Consider the following 18280-nt stretch of genomic DNA (forward strand, 5'->3'; position numbering starts at 1 on the left):
CATTTAATATATTTTATTTTTAGATTTTTATCACAATTCTATTGTGTCTATCCCTACCAATCTTGAAAACTGTTTTTTTATACAGTATCTTTAAGCCAATATGTTCACTTGCAAAAAAGAACCTTATTATGAAATTTGTTATGCACGAAAATGTACCTACTGTTGAAGAATATTGTGCTATGCGCCTAAAAGCGGGATTATCTCCACGAACAATCAAAACTGCCAGTATCGCGCTTCCCAACAGTTTATATGCTGTTTCAATACGATATAACAATATATTAGTAGCTATGGGACGTGTTGTTGGTGATGGTGCTTGCAACTTTGAAATTGTGGATATTGCAGTAGATCCTCATTATCAAGGCCAAGGTCTTGGTCGACAAGTAATGAAGTGTATCGATGATTATCTGACTTCTGCCACATTTGAAGACTCTTATGTTTCTATGATTGCAGATAAACCTGAATTTTATGAAAAACTAGGATATCAATCTGTTGCTCCTAAAAGCCAAGGAATGACAAAAAAATTTCTCAAGCTAAGCGCTTAATCTTCTTACCTATAAAAATAGCCTGTGATGTTAATCAAAGGCTACTTGCCCTATATGTCTTATAGACAAATTTTGCCTTTTTTATAAGTTTTTATTACCATCAATACCAATCAAGCGGAAACCGTGGCTTTAAAAATAACAATCTCTGGGGCGGGCCAGAACCTTCATTATTAACATAAAGGTGTATAACGTGTTTTATCTAAAGCCCCGTCCTCGTAAATTAGTCTATGCTATTACCTTCGAAACTCTCGCGATTTTATTAAGCACTGTTTTACTTGCAATATTAAGCCAAAGTCAATCACATAATTCACTACCTGTTGCGATTGCTGTTTCTGTTATTGCCCTGATTTGGAATTATATCTTTAATTCTTTCTTTGAGTTTTTTGAGTTAAAACTAAAAATAGAAAAACGTACAATAATCATACGTCTTGTCCATGCTGTTAGCTTTGAATTGGGTTTGTTTTTCTTTACTATTCCACTTTATATGTGGTGGTATAACGTTGGTTTTATAAAGGCCATAAGTATGGAGATCACCATTTTAGTGTTCTTCTTTATCTACACCTATTTGTTTACGCTAGTTTTCGATAAATTATGCCCTCGAATTTACTCAGCCGAAAATAAAGCAGTGCAATAATTAGTCTTGCCTATATTCTGTAGGACTTTTATTAAAATATTGGCGGAACACCTGACTAAATGCAGAATGAGAATCATACCCTACCGCTAAAGCAATATTCTCAATATTTGTTGATGTATATTTCAATAACTCGGCGGCTTTATTAAGTCGCTGTTTAGTCACATATTGCATAACAGACATACCCAGCTCAGATTTCATTTTTCTTTGTAATGTACTTGCTGAGGTATTAAATGCCAATGCAATATCGTGTGTTGTAAGTGGTGTATGAAGCTTATTTGCTAACCACGCATCAAGATTATCACGCCAATCTTTTTGTATCTCCATTTGAGCAAGCAAAAGTCGTGTTATGGTTGAATACTGCTCGGGAGATTGAGGATATTGATGCAACCACTCTAATAACCCTAGAGCTGCGGGTGATAATACGAATTGCCCCCCCTTTTCACTCAATTGCCATTGTGAGGTTACGGGTAATTCTAAAATAAGATTTTTATTATCTTTATTGCCAGAAAATGCGTGATTAATAGTCGGAGGGATAATTAAGCAATTTTGATTAGAAATAAGAAAATCTTCTCGATTAAAATTAACTTCCATCGAGCCTGACAACCCAAAAATAATCTGCCATAAATTATCATGCTGATGAGATACCGTCTCTTGTGTATAACATCGTAAATGTAATTGAGGTAATAACAAAAGACACTCCTCCTTTTCAATGCACTGGTTGATAAACACTATATCAAAACTCAACAGAACATCACTATCGAAGAGTATCTTGTTAGGAAATTATTATGCTAAACAAACTTAAGCCAAACGTGAACCGTTTGGTAAAGGTAAATTAAATTCAGCTAATACAATCGCACCTGTTTCATCTGGTGCTCCGGTAATTAGCACTTCGGACTTAATGCCGGCTATACGCTTAACAGGGAAGTTACAAACACATAAAATACGACGCCCAATAAGTTCTTCAGGGGCGTAATTTACCGTAATTTGGGCACTAGAACGCTTGATACCCAATTCACCTAAATCTACCTCCATAACATAAGCAGGTTTATTCGCTTTTTTATTTATTTCTGCGCTAACAATTGTTCCTACACGCATTTCTACACGGAGAAAATCATCCCATTCAATTAAGTTTGTCATTTTTTACCAATCTATTTTATTTACAGTGATACCTTGATTACTGAGTTATAGATTAGCATGCATCATGCAACCTCACCTGTAGCAAGACAACCATTCTTTGTTGAGAAAGAATCATCCTATTCTCTTTTTTCACTATTTTAATTGCTTATAATTTTTCGTATTTTTAACCATTATTTAAATAGTCATACCATTTCATAAATTTGTTATGTATAAAAAGTATTCTTTAATGGTGAGTTTTTTCGTTACTAAAGCAGGGAAAATATGAAATGAAAAAAATAACAGATTGGATTACTCTTGAAGGAAAACTCGTGCGCTTAGTACCTCTCTGTATGGAGCACTATTCAGACTTATATGAGTTAATTGAGAAAGATAGACCCGATAAGCTTTGGTATACCACTGTTCCTTCTGTAACAGAATTGAAACGTGATATTGAATCTAAGCTTCAATTACAACAAAAAGGATTAATGTTACCCTTCACCATTTATTCCCAAGCAAATAACCGTGCTGTAGGCATAACAACCTTTATGAATATTGATAACCAAACACCAAGGTTAGAAATAGGCTCAACATGGTATGCAAAAGAAGTACAAAGAACAGGAATTAATACTGAAGCTAAATACTTATTGCTTAAATATGCGCTGGAAGAGTTACAGTGTATTGCTGTTGAATTTCGTACTCACATATTAAACCAAACAAGTCGTAGAGCAATTGAGCGACTAGGCGCAAAACTCGATGGTATTTTACGTAACCATCGACTAACAACAGGTGGCCAAAAAAGGGATACATGTGTTTATAGCATTACTGATTATGACTGGCCTTCAGTAAAAATACATTTAGAGTGGTTAATGAAGAAATACCAATAAACATTAAGATTATTATGCTTAAAAATAACTTTTTTGCTATTTAATTTGTTATCATAAATGCTCCTTAATTACCTGTTATTATAGGAGCTTTTATATTCCATGCACTCTGCTTACCAGTTTTTTCAGGCTCTTGGCCTTGGTCTTATTTTACTTTTACCTTTAACTAATCCATTAACGACTGTTGCTCTTTGGCTTGGTCTTTCAGGAAATATGACCAAAGAACAGCGTAATCAACAATCTTTAATGGCATGTGTCTATATTTTCCTTATTATGACCATCGCGTTTTATGCGGGTCGCGTCATAATGACAACATTTGGTATTTCGATACCCGGTCTTCGTATTGCAGGTGGGATGATAGTGGCCTTTATTGGCTTTAGTATGCTGTTTCCTAATACACCTAATGTTGATGATCCTATTGCCGACGATAATAACCCTCACCACAATCCCAAAGAACCCAATATTGCTTTTGTTCCTTTAGCAATGCCAAGTACCGCAGGGCCAGGAACTATTGCAATGATAATCAGTACAGCGGCATCAATACCTTCGCGTACTGATATTGCACAATGGGTATTGTATGTTGCTCCTGTAACGACCTTCTTTTTAATTAGTGTGATTGTTTGGCTGTCCCTTCGTGGCTCCACCGGCATTATGAAATATTTAGGTCACAGTGGTATTGATGCTATTTCTCGTGTGATGGGATTTTTATTAATCTGTATGGGCGTTCAATTTATGATTAACGGCGTTCTTGAAATTATTGCCGATTTGCCTGCTTTATTAAAACAGGCTCAAGCAGTAGCTAATTTGCCAGATTAATTATCTCCTGCATGGTAAGCTGCTCTTACTTTAGCTAAATAACGTGGTGCTTGAGTTGCCGGATGATTTTTTTCAACGTAACGATAAAAATCGTCCGCACTCATTGAATTAATTTTAGCTATCGCATTAGCTCTATCTTTATCAAATGTTCTCAATAAAGCACCTGCACCATTAACATAAGCAAGAATGGTGGCATAATAAAGTGTTTCAGGATCAGCAATACCAACAAGGTGGCGCTCTCTTAATAGTTGAATATAAGCAGTACCTAAATCAATATTAATAGCAGGATCTTTTAATTGAGCAGTCGTTGGTTGTCCCACTTTTCCTCTATTTTGATAAACATCTCTTCCTGCTGTCGATGCTTTAATTTGCATTAATCCAACTGCATTTGATTTACTTATTACCTCAGGTCTAAAGTTAGATTCAACCTGGATAATCGCTTTAATTAATGTTTCATCAACATTATAACGGCTAGAGGCTTGCTGTATGTGGTTATCAAAAGGTGTTGCTTTCCATTGTGCTGTGGATATTGAAGCATTATTAATACGGCTATTTATCGGCTTTTGGCTTAAAAATCGAGATGTGTCTTTTTGAATTGGTTGTCGTGCATTATCAGCACAACCAGCAAGAAGAAAAATTGCCAAAGAAAAGATGATTTTTACTTTCACGTTTTATCCTCTTGCATAAAGGGTTGTATAAAGACATATTTTATATATCAACAAGTTGAAAATATATTATTCTATTTCCACACAAAAATACATGCTGAAATATGGCAAAGTGCGAGAAATAAATCAATCTATTACTACTTCCCGTATGTGCGTTTTATCTCAAATTTATCCTATTTTCTGTTTTCTTCCCAAAATCTCTCAATCAGAATCGAGCCCGCCATAAGTAGGTTTATATTGGATTATTGCTTATTCTAAAATAAATCATATGAATTAATTATGATGAGATGAGCGTTTATGAGTAACTATAAAAACTGTAGAAGTATAATAAGCGTTGTTTTTCAGGAAAAGTGCACTTTTATCAGTAATAAAAATAAGCTCTTGCACAAATAGTTACGAACGATTGTTAATTTTTGTGACAAAACCCGACAATCTACTTAACATTTATTGGAATACATGTTGTTATCTTATTTCTAGTCGTTATCAAATGAAGCTTTTTGCACAGAGATAACTTGACTTTCTTGAAATGATATTGATAATCATTATCAATTGAGAAGATAACTCTGCAACTATAAGGCAATAATAATATGGATATATTTCGCTCTGTAAACAAATTTTCAGTTACGGCTTTATGCCTTATGGCAACCGTCTTTTTAACCACACCTGCACAAGCAAAAGATAAACTTAAAGTCGTCACTACTTTTACTATTATTCAAGATATCGCACAGAATGTCGCAGGAGATGCGGCGATTGTTGAATCAATTACAAAACCTGGTGCTGAAATTCATGACTATCAGCCTACCCCAAAAGATATTGTAAAAGCCCAAAAAGCTGATTTGATCCTATGGAATGGCTTAAACCTTGAACGCTGGTTCGAGCGTTTTTTTAATGAGTTACGTAATGTTCCTGCGGTTGTAGTAACAGAAGGCATCACTCCAATGGCAATTAGTGAGGGTGCTTACAAAAACAATCCTAATCCACACGCATGGATGTCACCGAATAATGCATTAATTTATATTGAAAATATTCGCAAAGCACTTGTTGAACACGATCCTGATAATGCGGCAGTTTATAATCAAAATGCAGCAAATTACGCAGAGAAAATTAAACAACTTGATGCACCATTAAGAGAAAGATTATCTCGTATACCACAAGATGATCGTTGGTTAGTTACCAGTGAAGGCGCTTTCAGTTATTTAACTAATGATTATGGTTTTAAAGAAGTTTATCTATGGCCAATTAATGCAGAAGAACAAGGCACACCACAACAAGTTAAATATGTCATTGATACAGTAAGAAAACACAATATCCCAGTTGTCTTTAGCGAGAGCACAATTTCAGATAAACCGGCTAAACAAGTTAGTAAAGAAACTGGCGCAAAATACGGTGGCGTTCTTTACGTTGACTCACTTTCCGCTGAAGGCGGTGAGGTTCCTACTTATATTGATTTAATTACTATCACTGTAGATACAATTGCGAAAGGATTTGGTCAATGAGTAAAATAAAAACGAATCCGACGTTGACAGTTGATAATGCCACTGTCACCTATAATAATGGTCATACCGCTATCTTTGATGCAAGTTTCTCTATCACAGGCGGCACAATTTGCGCCCTTGTTGGTATCAATGGTAGTGGTAAATCCACTCTATTTAAAACCATTATGGGGCTTGTAAAGCCCTCTAAAGGTAAAGTGACATTAAACGATAGCCCTATCCAACAAGCATTAAAGCAAAACATGATTGCTTATGTTCCACAAACAGAAGAAGTTGACTGGAATTTTCCCGTGCTCGTTTCTGATGTTGTAATGATGGGACGTTATGGAAAAATGGGATTTTTTCGTATTCCATCAAAACATGATCATGAGGTTGTTGAAGCATCACTAGAGCGTGTAGGGTTATCCGGATTAGGTCATCGCCAAATTGGTGAGCTTTCTGGTGGTCAGAAAAAACGAGTCTTTTTAGCACGAGCCATGGCTCAAGAAGGAACCGTATTATTACTTGATGAACCCTTTACTGGTGTCGATGTTAAAACTGAAAATGCAATTATCGAGCTTTTACGTAATTTACGCGAAGAAGGTCACCTCGTTTTAGTTTCAACACATAACTTAGGAAGTGTGCCTGAATTTTGTGACCACGTTATTTTAATAAATAGAACCGTATTAGACAGTGGACCAACTGAAACAACCTTTACTCAGAAGAACTTAGAACACGCATTTGGTGGTGTATTGCGTCATATCAGCTTATCGGGTTCTGATCTTCACGATGACGATGATCCTCGTTCACTTACAGTAATTACTGATGATGAACGCGCGGCCGTTTTTTATGGCCATCAAAAAGAACATACTCCAGCGCACCAAAGTCAGCGCAAACAAGGAGATTAGCCATGCTAGATTTACTCCTGCAGCCTTTTGAATATAACTATATGGTGAAAGCTATTTGGGTAAGTGCCTTAGTAGGCGCTGTCTGTGCGTTTCTTTCATCCTATCTTATTTTAAAAGGTTGGTCATTAATGGGAGATGCCCTTTCCCACTCCGTTGTTCCTGGTGTTGCGGGGGCTTATATATTAGGTTTACCTTATGCGGTCGGTGCTTTTTTTACGGGTTTACTCGCCGCATTATCAATGACATTTATTCGCCATATCACACGCCTTCGTGAAGATGCTGTTATTGGCTTTATTTTCTCCACTTTTTTTGCCTTTGGTCTGTTGCTGGTTTCGCTTAAACCGACAGCCGTCAACGTTCAAACCATCATCCTCGGGAATATTTTAGGTATTGCTGATGAAGATGTTTGGCAAGTTGTTATTATTACAGGCGTCTCTTTTCTCGTCTTGTTTTGTATTTGGAAAGACTTGCTAGTAGTTTTTTTTGATGAAATCCATGCCAGATCTATTGGTCTATCACCTTTAAAATTAAAAATTATCTTTTTTACTTTATTAAGTGCTTGCACTGTTGCTGCACTTCAAACTGTTGGTGCCATTCTGGTCATTGCAATGGTTGTAACGCCTGGCGCAACGGCTTATCTACTCACCGATCAGTTTAAACGGCTTGCTATTATTGCTATCTTCATTGGCACAATAACCAGCGCTGTTGGTGCCTATCTTAGCTATTTCTTTAATGGTGCAACGGGTGGCGTAATTGTCACAATGCAAACTGCACTTTTTTTATTAGCATTCTTATTTGCACCTAAACACGGCATGCTAGCTGCGCGTCGCCGTGCTCGCCAAAGCTCACAACAGTTAATCTCACAATCTCATCAGAGCCAAGAAGCCCCAAAACAAGAAGAGGTGAAACTATGAATGAGCTAATTGAATTTTTCATTGAACCATTTCAATATCCTTTCATGCAACGGGCTATTATTGCCGCTATCATTATCGGGATCGCCTGCGCTATTTTATCTTGTTATATGGTTTTAAAAGGCTGGTCATTGATGGGGGATGCTATCTCTCACGCAGTGTTACCCGGTGTAGTTCTTGCTTATGTCACTGCAATTCCATTAACGGTAGGTGCCTTTCTTTCTGGCTTGTTTTGTTCGTTTGCCACTGGCTATTTAAAAGAGCACAGTCGTATTAAAGAAGATACTGTGATGGGAATTGTATTCTCAGGTATGTTTGCTGTAGGTTTGGTTATTTTTGCCAGTGTCGATACAGACCAACATTTAATGCATATTTTATTTGGTAATATTTTGGGTATAACGCCAGATGTATTAACTCAAATTAGTATTATTTGTTTAATTACCATCACTATCATGCTAGTTAAGCAAAAAGATTTTATGCTTTATTGTTTCGATCCTAATCAAGCAAGGATCGTTGGTTTGCCTGTTACCTTATTGCACTATGGTTTACTGTCTATTTTGGCATTAACTATCGTTGCTTCAATGCAGGCCGTTGGGATTATTTTAGTTGTCGCCATGCTTATTTCACCAGGGATCACTGCATATTTATTAACACGTAGTTTCTCTCGTATGATAATGCTGGCTATTATATTTTCTGTCGCATCCAGTGTTATTGGTACATTTATTAGTTTCCATATTGATGGTGCAACAGGTCCATGTATTGTGCTAACTCAAGCTATATTCTTTATTATTGCGTTATTATGTAATCAGATTAAATTAGCAAAAATAAAGCGACAAACGAAACCCGCGAATGCCTGATAATCTCCTTTATCTTCACAAAAACGGGATAATCATCCCGTTTTTTAGCTTTATACTTTATTGATCTAATTAAAGTGTTATTGTCATAAGATAAACATCGCTCGTTATTATTTTATTTGGGTCTACTGAGTAAACAACTTTGCGAGGTGTAAGTATGTGGCAGAATATAGGTCGTTTACTGGAATCAAACTTAGGATTTTCAGCAAAGATAAACGAAAAAACTCACCTTTCTAGTGGCGATATTCACCATACATGGAAAATTTATTATGGTGATACACCCGTCTTTGTAAAATCCAACTTACGTGAGTTTCTGCCTAATTTTAAAAATGAAGCAGAACAACTTGAAATGTTGGCAAAAAGCCAAACAATACGTACTCCTCGTGTTCTGGGCATTGGTAATAGTAAAGATGCCAGCTTCTTACTTCTTGAATTTTTACCTGTTCAACCTTTTACACCTCATAGTGCTTATTGCTTTGGTCAACAATTAGCAAGGCTACATCAATGGGAAGATCAACCTAGTTATGGTTTTGATTTTGATACTCAAATCGACACAACCCCTCAACTAAATGGCTGGGAAAAACGCTGGAACCACTTTTATTCTGAAAAACGTATTGGCTTTCAACTGCAACTAGCATCAGAAAAAGGAATGGTCTTTGGTGATATCGATGAGATCACCCAAATTATTCATCATCGTCTTGCTGATCATAATCCACAACCGTCTTTGCTTCATGGCAACTTGTGGCCTAAAAACTGCGCCGCAATTGGTCAATCTGAAGGTACAGTTTTTGATCCTGCGTGTTATTGGGGAGATAGAGAATGTGATATAGCGATGTTGCCACTTTGTACGGCAGTACCCGCTAATATTTTTGATGGTTATCAGAGTGTCTGGCCGTTATCTGAAAAATTTCTATTACGTCAGCCTATTTATCAACTCTATTTCTTTCTCAACCGTTGCAATCTATTTGGTGGCGAAGAAGATTATCTAGAAGCCCGAAAAATTATTGATGATTTATTAGTCACCCCCTGATAAAAGATAAAAAACAGTTTAAAAACAGATAATAAGCTAAAAATATAACCTCGCCAGTTCACATTGATTGCGCGAGGTTTATTTTCCCTTCAGTTAGATAAATGAACTATCCTCGTTCATTATAAAATACTATTACCAGCCTAAAAACTTTAGCAAGAAATATCCAATTGCCATGACAATAATTGGTGATAGATAAAGCACCATAATTTGAGTAAAAATAGTATGTCGTGGTAATTTGATATTTTGTTGTAACTCTTCCGCAGTGACACCACTTTTCATCGCTCGTTCAATAATAAGCTGATCTTGTATATTTTCTTTTAAATACTTAACTTGGCGATAAATGCGTAATCCCGATGCACTAAACGCTAATCCAACAAACATAAAAAGAAAAATAACAAAGAAAGTGATATTTTCCTGACTAAATTCCATTTGTGTATTAGGGATAGGTGAATTTCGCCAAAAGAAGCCTAAAAATGGTGTATTAAATTGCACCATTTCTGCTAACACACGAAAAAAATCATTGATCACAGCATTTACACCATCACCACTTGGACGTTGGATTGCAGCCAATCCTATCAACGACACTGTAGTAGAAATAAAGGCAGGAATAAAAATAAGCCAACCAAGAACGCGCTTTGAAATGGCATATAATCCTGCATATTGATAACTCATCACATCCTCACTAGTAGAATTCGTCAATATTTATCTGTTTATCGTAGTCTAATTAACGGCTAATACGACAATATATTAATAGTAGCCATTCTCTCTATTTATTTTACTAAATAAATAAGAAACTGATTAAAAAGATTTTCTTTGTAACTCTTGCTACAATCGCCATTCGACAACATAGACCTTATTTATGGAGAGTAACATGTCTTTTAAATTCCCTATTGAAGCTGCTATTTTTGATATGGATGGTTTATTAATCGACTCTGAACCATTTTGGCAGCAAGCAGAACATGAGGTCTTTGCTGAATTAGGCGTCGATTTATCCCTTTCATCGGCAATGCCCGATATGGTTGGATTAAGAATAAACGAAGTTATTGATTTATGGTATAGAGCCTCACCATGGCAAGGCGTTTCAAAACAAGAAGCAAAACAAAAAATGGTTTCTCGTGTTGTCAAATTGGTTGAAGAAACCAAACCATTATTACCCGGTGTCGAACATGCATTAGAACTTTGTAAATCATCAGGATTGAAAATTGCGTTAGCATCAGCCTCTCCTGATTTTATGCTTGAGCGTGTACTTGAGTTATTTAATATTCGTCATTATTTCTCAGCTGTAGTGTCTGCTGATGAATTACCACACAGTAAGCCACATCCAGAAGTTTATCTAAATGCGGCCAAAGCACTTAATCTTGACCCTATCCACTGTGTTTCATTAGAAGATTCTCGTAATGGTATGATTGCCTGTAAAGGTGCAAGAATGCGTTCTATCGTTGTACCAGCAGTAACTCAATTTAATGATAAGCAATGGGGTTTAGCTGATGTGAAAATCGCCTCTCTTAATGAGTTAACACAACTACATTTATTAGGTTAGTTTCCATCAATAAAAGGGATATTTTGCTTTATTAGATATCCCTTTTGTTCTGCCTCTAACACTTCTTTCATCAATACGATTCTTTTTACTCTTTATGTTTTTTTACTCATTTGCCTTAATACCACCAGCACTCATTCTACCATTTAGGTTTTTATCCTAAATTCGATCATTTTTAAACCAATCAAATAAAACATTTCTGTTATTACTTAATATTTAAGACAATTTTTATCTTTTTTGTCTGTTAGTTATCATCAAAACCTTTTATACTTTATCACTGTATAAATGAACAGCAAACGAACAGACTTGGAATGACTGCAGAAGGACATTTACTTTTTTCTGTCGCAACACTTGTGTTAGCACAGAAACTTGAAATAACGCCAGCTCTCGCTCATGGTGATTGGTTTCACATGATCCCTGCTGTCTTATTAGGTTCACTTTTGCCAGACTTAGATCATCCAGGCTCTATCCTTGGACGATTGTTCCGTATTATTTCTCTGCCCTTATCAAAACTTTGTGGTCACCGAGGTTTCACTCATAGCCTACTTGCATTTTGTGGTTTAGCGATTTTATGGGAAACCCAAATTTCACCACGCTGGGAAATTTCCGCAGATATCTTTCATGCACTTTTACTTGGTTATCTTAGCCATCTCATTGCTGATATGTTAACCCCCGCAGGAGTTCCTTTCCTATGGCCTTTAAAAATACGCTTTGCGCTACCTATTTTAGGTAAAAAGAATAACAAAAAAGGTGAGCGTTTTATCTCTGTTCTTATTCTTGTTGGTGCACTTTTTTTGCCACCACACCTTACTGTTACACTGCCTTCGCAAGTCAATAATTGGTTACAGATGTACCACGACAAGCGCACTAATTTTTAACACCCTCTGACAAAACCCTACGTTTCTCTATTTATTTATAAATTCTTACATCTTTTTATGCCTATTTTCTTGTCTTTATAACTAAACGATTATATAAAAGAATAATTAATTATAAAAAGTTATTAACAATCCTGTTACCCTATAACGAGTTGATGCTGTTATATCCTTTCTTACTATCTAAGAACTCATATCGCATACAATCGTCGAAATTATATAAATAAAGATCTCGTTGGAGAGTTAAGATGAATTTTCCGTTAATCATTAACGTACTCGTCTTTGTTGTGTTATTACTCGTCTTGGCTAAATTAAGTCAACGTCAGTGGAGCCTTTCAAAGAAAGTTCTTGTTGGTTTAGTTTTTGGTGTTGCTTTTGGATTAGCGCTACACGCATTCTATGACTCGCACGATCCTATTATTAAAGAATCTATTCTATGGTTTAATATCGTGGGTAATGGTTATGTTCAGCTATTACAAATGATCATTATGCCATTAGTATTTGCCTCTATTCTCAGTGCCGTTGCTCGTTTACATCAAGCATCATCGCTAGGCAAAATCAGTGGGTTAACTATTGGTACATTATTATTCACCACCGCTATTTCTGCATTAATTGGTATTGTAATCGCCAATTTATTTGGTTTAACCGCAGAAGGCTTAGTGCAAGGTGAACAAGAAGCACAGCGCCTAATTGCGCTTGAACAAAATTACATGGGTAAAGTTTCTGACTTAACCATGCCACAGCTTATTTTGTCATTTATTCCTAAAAACCCATTTGCTGATCTAACTGGTGCAAGCTCAACATCAATTATTAGCGTCGTTATCTTTGCTACTTTCTTAGGTATGGCTGCGCTGAAATTACTCAAAGAAGACCAGCCTCGTGGCGAAAAAGTCTTAGTTGCAATTGATTGCTTACAATCATGGATCATGAAGCTAGTTCGTATTGTTATGATGTTAACCCCTTATGGTGTTATGGCGCTGATGACTAAAGTTGTTGCCAGCTCAAATATGCACGACATCATTCAATTAGGAAGCTTTGTTGTTGCCTCTTATGTTGCTATTGGCTTAATGTTTGTGGTTCATGGATTACTAGTTAGTTTTACAGGTTTAAATCCCGTTAAATTCTTCAAAAAAGCGGGTCCATTATTAGCATTTGCATTTACTAGCCGTTCAAGTGCTGCAAGTATCCCGTTAAATATTGAAACACAAATCAAACGTGTGGGTGTGCCAGAATCTATTGCTAGCTTCTCATCGTCTTTTGGTACAACGATTGGCCAAAATGGTTGTGCTGGTATCTACCCTGCAATGCTCGCTGTTATGGTTGCACCAACTGTGGGTATTAACCCATTAGATCCAATGTGGATTGCCACTTTAGTTGCTATCGTAACAGTCAGCTCTGCGGGTGTTGCGGGCGTGGGTGGTGGTGCCACATTCGCGGCTCTTATCGTTCTGCCTGCAATGGGTCTACCTGTTACATTAGTTGCCCTATTAATCTCTGTAGAGCCATTAATTGATATGGGACGTACCGCATTAAATGTCAGTGGTTCAATGACTGCAGGTACAATCACTAGCCAAATTATGGGGCAAACGGATAAAGCAGTCTTCAACCAAGATGAAGAAACAGAACTTACAGTAAAATAAACTTTATCTACCTCTATTGATAATAGCCAGTTCATTTGAACTGGCTTTTTTTTGTATCTATATTAAGTTACATATCTTCTATCTATGCCATTAACCAATATCAATAAAAAACCTATAAATATAGCAAGGTAAAATCGTGCAAAAAATTATGCGAGTTTTGCGAAAGCTCTATAAGTATGAAAATAGTCAATATGATCCTGAACGCCAAGTTTCTCTTTATCATTTTGATGTCCTTTCAGAAAAGGAGAAAAACATATTATTAGAAGCCAACTGGCAACCTAATATTATTGAAAAATTTGCGGATCACTCTGATGTAATTAATCAATTACATCGTTTAAAAAACAATCCCTTACTCACTCAAAAACGTTGTTTAGATGCATTTGTTGCTGGTGTTGGTGGCAGCTATCTTAGAGGGCGCTCTGTTTTAGGTGCTTTCCATAAATTACAAAATTTGCCATTACATGATTATGACGAAAAGCCTCAATATACCTGTTGTTGGCTTTGTAGTGATAGCAACCAACAAAAGCATATTAATGATAGTTATTTTCAATATTGCCTCTATTACGGCAATTCTTATACTGGCAATCCCTCTTATGCTTACCTGAATTTAAAACACTTGCTAACGGTCTCTCCTGTTAGTCCAACGCAGGCAGACAAAGAGACCTTTAAGCAATTACTTCATTTATTACGTAACGCCCCTGAGGATGAAACACCGGGTAAGTTTGAAAAACGATTAAATGAAGCTAAATTAATTTCTGGAGATAAATACACCAAGCGGGGTATTTTGCACTCACTTGCTTTAGTGGGTGTTATTCCCAATACCTTTATTTCATTATCTTTAAATAGCTGGACCAATTTTGGTGATATTACCATCGCTGAAAATCAGCTTAATAACACCAAAGGACGTTCTGATATGGAGATGCCATGGGCTGGATGGAAAGGTAATCTCAAGATTGATGAAGACAAAGTCATAGCTTATTTTGGAGAATATTTAGATTAAATATCAATATTCACCATAAAAAAAACGCCCAATACTGTTCATATTGAGCGTTTAAATGTTGGTGTTAATTCATCACCTTTAATACTTATTTTAGATACTCACCATTGCGTAGGGCTTCAATACGCTTATCTAATGGTGGGTGAGATAAAAATAATTCACTGAATGACTTATTACGTCCATTAATGCAGAAAGCCATCATACTGCTCTCTTCTTGAGGCTCATAGCTCGTTTTTAAACGTTGTAATGCAGCGATCATCTTCTCACGACCAACAAGTTTTGCAGATCCCGCATCCGCATGGAATTCACGGTAACGAGAAAACCACATGGTGATAATGCTCGCCAGAATACCAAACACAATTTCCAGTACCATTGAAACACCCATATAAACCCATGGGTTACCATTGCTATTTTCACTCTCTTCATCGCTCGAAATAAAGTTAGCAACGAATTGTGCAATGATACGCGAAATAAAGATAACAAAGGTATTCACAACGCCTTGAAGCAAGGTCATTGTTATCATATCACCATTAGCAACATGACTAATTTCGTGAGCAATAACCGCTTCTGCCTCATCACGACTCATACTGGCTAACAACCCCGTACTTACAGCCACCAGCGAAGCATCTCGACGAGCACCTGTCGCGAACGCATTAATATCAGGTGCATCATAAATAGCCACTTGTGGCATTTTAATACCGACTTGTTCAGATTGGCGTCTTACCGTATCTAATAACCAACGCTCTACTTCTGAAGTTGGGTTTTCGATAACTTGACCACCCACTGAACGTAATGCCATCCATTTTGACATTAACAGTGAAATAAATGCACCACCAAAACCAAACAAACCCGCCATGATCATCAAACCTTGAACACTGCGACCTTGTATACCTGTTAAAGATAAGATGATCCCGAAAACAAACATTACAGCTAAGTTTGTTAAAAGGAATAACGCAATTCTCATCATATTGATACTGTTCCTATTTTATCTAATTATCACATTGCAAAAACTACCTTATAAATAAGGCTTTTTTGAATTTTATCAAGTCTTTTAACGTATTTAATACTAAAAACAGTATAACTTTACATTTTGATAAAAAAATAGGGTTTAATTACCCACTTATTGGGCATTTTTTAAAATTGAAGAGTGATGAGTGATTCAAAATAGATAAGGAAACTTTTCATATTATTTAACTAAAGAGATAAGCTTCAAGAAAAGGCTTTATAACGTTTAATCTAACAATAATTAGTTCATCATAAAGATGGAATAGATTAGCATATAAACGGAACACTATTATCAACGAGCTAACTGTAGCTATGCTCTTTGTGCACGACTTGTAAGTAATACAAATCGTGCACATGAGACAAGCAATAGCTTGATAGACGCTATAAATTAACTACATTTTAAAACGATATGTGGTTGTCATAGAGCCTGATAACGAATGAGCTCGTTGTGAATGACCATCATACAGTTTTGGTGTGGTGTAATCGTTTTCTTGCTGATGATGCCAACCGATACCACCACTTAAAGAAACAGAAAGATTTTTGGTTGGTTTCCAATAACTAAATAAACCAAACTGTCCTTGTTTTAACCTTTCACCTGAATAGCTGAATTCACTATAGTTAGTACGCGCACCAACAGACAGCTCTTTACTAATTCTGTACTCTGCTTCCAATGCCCCCATAACCTCACCATCACGTACATAGTCAATATCTGCGTAAGCTGGTGAATTAAAACGCCCACGGGTATTGCCAATTGGGTTACGCGCAAATTGACCCACACCATTTGCTTTCTCAGCATCGGTATACGTCACACCTGTACGCAATGTCCATGGTGACTCAGGAATACGCCATTCCATAGTACCAGCAAAGTGCCATGCATCATTATCAAAGTTACGTTTACCTTTATTGGCATCACTTAATGTACGTTTACCATCACTACCGTAATCATGATAATAAACAACACCACCAATAGTCACGTCTGAGGTTAGTTTATATTTTGCTTCTAAACCTTGTTGACGGAACACATCATCCGCCTGCCCATAGAAGTAAAATACTTTTAACGGTTTAGAGTTATAGTTAATCCCACCAGTTAACACATGATCGATATTGTGTCTGACACCATTACCATCACTGAAATACATTCTGTCGATATTTGGGCTATCACGACGCATTACTTTACCATCAAGAAACAGTAAATCTAAGCTCCAATCTCCCATTGCTGTGTTGGTAGCATAGCCATTATAACTGTTTAATGATAGGCGCTGTGAGTTAGTAAAAATACCCGTATTTTTCAGAGTAAACCAACCTGCTTTACCGTTAATTAATACAGGATCTAAATCAAATTTAACTTTTGCGAAGCGTTGACCAATTTTGTTATAGCCTTTTGCATCACCATCATCATTATATAAAATTGCCCGAGAGGCGAAGTCTTTACTTGCACCTAATTTGATACCACCATAATAAGAGACATCAAATCCAAGAATGCCACCTAAATAACCTGATCTGAAATCTGCTTGAAAGTTTTGCCCCCAAGCATTAGCAACCTGTTTTCTGTAGCGTTGTTCTTCTTTATCGAAACGGTTTTCTGTTTTTAAGTATTTCCACATATTAATTGTAGAAAGCTCAAGTTCAGAGTCGGAAACAAATGCGCTCTCTTTAATAGAGTCTTCCCAATTTCCAGCATTGGCGGCGCTAACAGCTAAAAAACAAGGGGACAACATAAACAATACTATTCTTTTTACTTTCATTTTAAGTCAACCTGGTTAACAAATATTTGAGTTGATTTATATTGGCTTATATTCAACAAGTTCAACAAAACACCATTTTTATATTTAGCTAAAAAACAACTCTTGATTAAATTTCTGGTTACATCAGTTTCAAATACTAAAGTTATTTTTAGGCACGAAAAATCCAATGTGGCTATCTCACTACACACCACATTTGTATTTATTCATTTTTTAGTAATAAAATTTCTTTAAGCAAATTATAGATTATTTGCCTTTTAGTTATTATTCCTTACGTATAAAAACTACTCCTGAAAGGATGATATTTCAGTTTCTACATGTGACTCTGATAATACATTTTGAACTCATAGAATAAAAACAACCCATTATTTAGATTAGTTTTTAGCTGTTGCGTCAATGTCTCAAAGTGGTACTAAACTTCTATGATCCGTATGCTATAGTAATTTTATGTCAATTTAAGCGACTATTGTCACAATATGTTACATTTATTGCAATAAGCAAACCATTAAACGTGATAGCAATCACAATAAACAATTTATTTACCTTTTTATTTTACTTACAAGATAAAAAAATAACTCCTCATCATCATTTGAAGAAGTTTTGATCTAAAAATTAATTTAATCTCTTTTTTATCTCACTAACTTAGTAAAAATATATT

19 protein-coding genes are annotated in these 18280 nt (G+C 36.0%); 13 read left to right on the top strand and 6 right to left on the bottom strand.

Annotated features, from left to right (window positions below; all coding sequences use genetic code 11):
- Positions 1–128 precede the first annotated feature (128 nt).
- Both JEP40_RS14790 and JEP40_RS14795 read left to right on the top strand, forming a co-directional pair.
- The gene (locus JEP40_RS14790; RefSeq protein ID WP_198624147.1) at positions 129–542 is read left to right on the top strand and encodes a GNAT family N-acetyltransferase; all 414 of its coding nucleotides are present in this window, start codon (positions 129–131) and stop codon (positions 540–542) included.
- 190 nt (positions 543–732) lie between these two features.
- Positions 733–1176: a PACE efflux transporter gene (locus JEP40_RS14795; RefSeq protein ID WP_198624148.1), complete on the top strand. Its 444-nt coding sequence runs from the start codon at positions 733–735 to the stop codon at positions 1174–1176.
- On the opposite strand, the gene JEP40_RS14800 is transcribed toward JEP40_RS14795, so the two are convergent.
- Positions 1177–1866, bottom strand: a complete 690-nt coding sequence (locus tag JEP40_RS14800; protein WP_198624149.1) for an AraC family transcriptional regulator — start codon at positions 1864–1866, stop codon at positions 1177–1179.
- A gap of 108 nt (positions 1867–1974) precedes the next feature.
- The gene (locus JEP40_RS14805; protein ID WP_198624150.1) at positions 1975–2313 is read right to left on the bottom strand and encodes a tRNA-binding protein; all 339 of its coding nucleotides are present in this window, start codon (positions 2311–2313) and stop codon (positions 1975–1977) included.
- A 266-nt stretch (positions 2314–2579) separates the two neighbouring features.
- Between JEP40_RS14805 and JEP40_RS14810 the strand changes: the two genes are divergently transcribed.
- Positions 2580–3176: a GNAT family N-acetyltransferase gene (locus JEP40_RS14810; RefSeq protein ID WP_198624151.1), complete on the top strand. Its 597-nt coding sequence runs from the start codon at positions 2580–2582 to the stop codon at positions 3174–3176.
- 99 nt (positions 3177–3275) lie between these two features.
- The gene (locus JEP40_RS14815; RefSeq protein ID WP_198624152.1) at positions 3276–3989 is read left to right on the top strand and encodes a MarC family NAAT transporter; all 714 of its coding nucleotides are present in this window, start codon (positions 3276–3278) and stop codon (positions 3987–3989) included.
- On the opposite strand, the gene JEP40_RS14820 is transcribed toward JEP40_RS14815, so the two are convergent.
- Complete coding sequence (locus JEP40_RS14820; RefSeq protein ID WP_198624153.1) at positions 3986–4657, bottom strand: transglycosylase SLT domain-containing protein; 672 nt, start codon at positions 4655–4657, stop codon at positions 3986–3988. The two genes, JEP40_RS14815 and JEP40_RS14820, sit on opposite strands and share 4 nt — an antisense overlap.
- A 635-nt stretch (positions 4658–5292) precedes the next feature.
- On the opposite strand from JEP40_RS14820, the gene JEP40_RS14825 reads away from it, so the two are divergent.
- The 5 genes from JEP40_RS14825 (at position 5293) to JEP40_RS14845 (ending at position 9829) form a co-directional block, all read left to right on the top strand.
- Positions 5293–6150 carry a metal ABC transporter substrate-binding protein gene (locus JEP40_RS14825; RefSeq protein WP_232799313.1) on the top strand — a complete coding sequence of 286 codons (858 nt, stop codon included), beginning with the start codon at positions 5293–5295 and terminating at the stop codon, positions 6148–6150.
- Positions 6147–7034 carry a manganese/iron ABC transporter ATP-binding protein gene (locus JEP40_RS14830; protein ID WP_198624155.1) on the top strand — a complete coding sequence of 296 codons (888 nt, stop codon included), beginning with the start codon at positions 6147–6149 and terminating at the stop codon, positions 7032–7034. The genes JEP40_RS14825 and JEP40_RS14830 overlap by 4 nt, the downstream gene beginning before the upstream one ends.
- Before the next feature lie 2 nt (positions 7035–7036).
- The gene (locus tag JEP40_RS14835) at positions 7037–7948 is read left to right on the top strand and encodes a metal ABC transporter permease (protein ID WP_198624156.1); all 912 of its coding nucleotides are present in this window, start codon (positions 7037–7039) and stop codon (positions 7946–7948) included.
- Positions 7945–8802, top strand: coding sequence for a metal ABC transporter permease (locus JEP40_RS14840; RefSeq protein WP_198624157.1), 858 nt, complete (start codon positions 7945–7947; stop codon positions 8800–8802). Before JEP40_RS14835 ends, JEP40_RS14840 begins: the two co-directional genes overlap by 4 nt.
- Positions 8803–8956: 154 nt before the next feature.
- Positions 8957–9829 (top strand): fructosamine kinase family protein, encoded by an 873-nt coding sequence (locus JEP40_RS14845; protein WP_198624158.1) that lies wholly within the window; start codon positions 8957–8959, stop codon positions 9827–9829.
- Positions 9830–9961: 132 nt separating this feature from the next.
- On the opposite strand, the gene JEP40_RS14850 is transcribed toward JEP40_RS14845, so the two are convergent.
- Entirely contained in the window at positions 9962–10501 is a 540-nt protein-coding gene (locus tag JEP40_RS14850; RefSeq protein WP_198624159.1) for a YniB family protein, read from the bottom strand.
- A gap of 199 nt (positions 10502–10700) precedes the next feature.
- Between JEP40_RS14850 and hxpB the strand changes: the two genes are divergently transcribed.
- From hxpB to JEP40_RS14870, 4 genes are all read left to right on the top strand, one after another.
- Entirely contained in the window at positions 10701–11369 is a 669-nt protein-coding gene (hxpB, locus tag JEP40_RS14855) for a hexitol phosphatase HxpB (protein WP_198624160.1), read from the top strand.
- Between the two features lie 308 nt (positions 11370–11677).
- Positions 11678–12244: a metal-dependent hydrolase gene (locus tag JEP40_RS14860; protein WP_198624161.1), complete on the top strand. Its 567-nt coding sequence runs from the start codon at positions 11678–11680 to the stop codon at positions 12242–12244.
- 242 nt (positions 12245–12486) lie between these two features.
- Positions 12487–13878, top strand: coding sequence for an L-cystine transporter (locus tag JEP40_RS14865; RefSeq protein ID WP_072070396.1), 1392 nt, complete (start codon positions 12487–12489; stop codon positions 13876–13878).
- Positions 13879–14014: 136 nt separating this feature from the next.
- Complete coding sequence (locus JEP40_RS14870) at positions 14015–14878, top strand: hypothetical protein (RefSeq protein WP_332873115.1); 864 nt, start codon at positions 14015–14017, stop codon at positions 14876–14878.
- An 85-nt stretch (positions 14879–14963) separates the two neighbouring features.
- On the opposite strand, the gene htpX is transcribed toward JEP40_RS14870, so the two are convergent.
- Entirely contained in the window at positions 14964–15842 is an 879-nt protein-coding gene (gene htpX / locus JEP40_RS14875) for a protease HtpX (protein WP_109408646.1), read from the bottom strand.
- A 430-nt stretch (positions 15843–16272) separates the two neighbouring features.
- Complete coding sequence (locus tag JEP40_RS14880; protein WP_198624162.1) at positions 16273–17625, bottom strand: OprD family outer membrane porin; 1353 nt, start codon at positions 17623–17625, stop codon at positions 16273–16275.
- Positions 17626–18280: the final 655 nt, after the last annotated feature.

The organism is Proteus vulgaris (assembly GCF_016239305.1).
Taxonomy (GTDB): domain Bacteria; phylum Pseudomonadota; class Gammaproteobacteria; order Enterobacterales; family Enterobacteriaceae; genus Proteus; species Proteus vulgaris_C.

Excerpts from the sequence above, each read along its gene's own strand:
- JEP40_RS14790 (WP_198624147.1), top strand. The coding sequence starts at position 129 with ATGAAATTTGTTATGCACGAAAATGTACCTACTGTTGAAGAATATTGT.
- JEP40_RS14805 (WP_198624150.1), bottom strand. The coding sequence starts at position 2,313 with ATGACAAACTTAATTGAATGGGATGATTTTCTCCGTGTAGAAATGCGT.
- JEP40_RS14810 (WP_198624151.1), top strand. The coding sequence starts at position 2,580 with ATGAAAAAAATAACAGATTGGATTACTCTTGAAGGAAAACTCGTGCGC.
- JEP40_RS14815 (WP_198624152.1), top strand. The coding sequence starts at position 3,276 with ATGCACTCTGCTTACCAGTTTTTTCAGGCTCTTGGCCTTGGTCTTATT.
- JEP40_RS14825 (WP_232799313.1), top strand. The coding sequence starts at position 5,293 with ATGGCAACCGTCTTTTTAACCACACCTGCACAAGCAAAAGATAAACTT.
- JEP40_RS14830 (WP_198624155.1), top strand. The coding sequence starts at position 6,147 with ATGAGTAAAATAAAAACGAATCCGACGTTGACAGTTGATAATGCCACT.
- JEP40_RS14835 (WP_198624156.1), top strand. The coding sequence starts at position 7,037 with ATGCTAGATTTACTCCTGCAGCCTTTTGAATATAACTATATGGTGAAA.
- JEP40_RS14840 (WP_198624157.1), top strand. The coding sequence starts at position 7,945 with ATGAATGAGCTAATTGAATTTTTCATTGAACCATTTCAATATCCTTTC.
- JEP40_RS14845 (WP_198624158.1), top strand. The coding sequence starts at position 8,957 with ATGTGGCAGAATATAGGTCGTTTACTGGAATCAAACTTAGGATTTTCA.
- JEP40_RS14850 (WP_198624159.1), bottom strand. The coding sequence starts at position 10,501 with ATGAGTTATCAATATGCAGGATTATATGCCATTTCAAAGCGCGTTCTT.
- hxpB (WP_198624160.1), top strand. The coding sequence starts at position 10,701 with ATGTCTTTTAAATTCCCTATTGAAGCTGCTATTTTTGATATGGATGGT.
- JEP40_RS14860 (WP_198624161.1), top strand. The coding sequence starts at position 11,678 with ATGACTGCAGAAGGACATTTACTTTTTTCTGTCGCAACACTTGTGTTA.
- JEP40_RS14865 (WP_072070396.1), top strand. The coding sequence starts at position 12,487 with ATGAATTTTCCGTTAATCATTAACGTACTCGTCTTTGTTGTGTTATTA.
- htpX (WP_109408646.1), bottom strand. The coding sequence starts at position 15,842 with ATGATGAGAATTGCGTTATTCCTTTTAACAAACTTAGCTGTAATGTTT.
- JEP40_RS14880 (WP_198624162.1), bottom strand. The coding sequence starts at position 17,625 with ATGAAAGTAAAAAGAATAGTATTGTTTATGTTGTCCCCTTGTTTTTTA.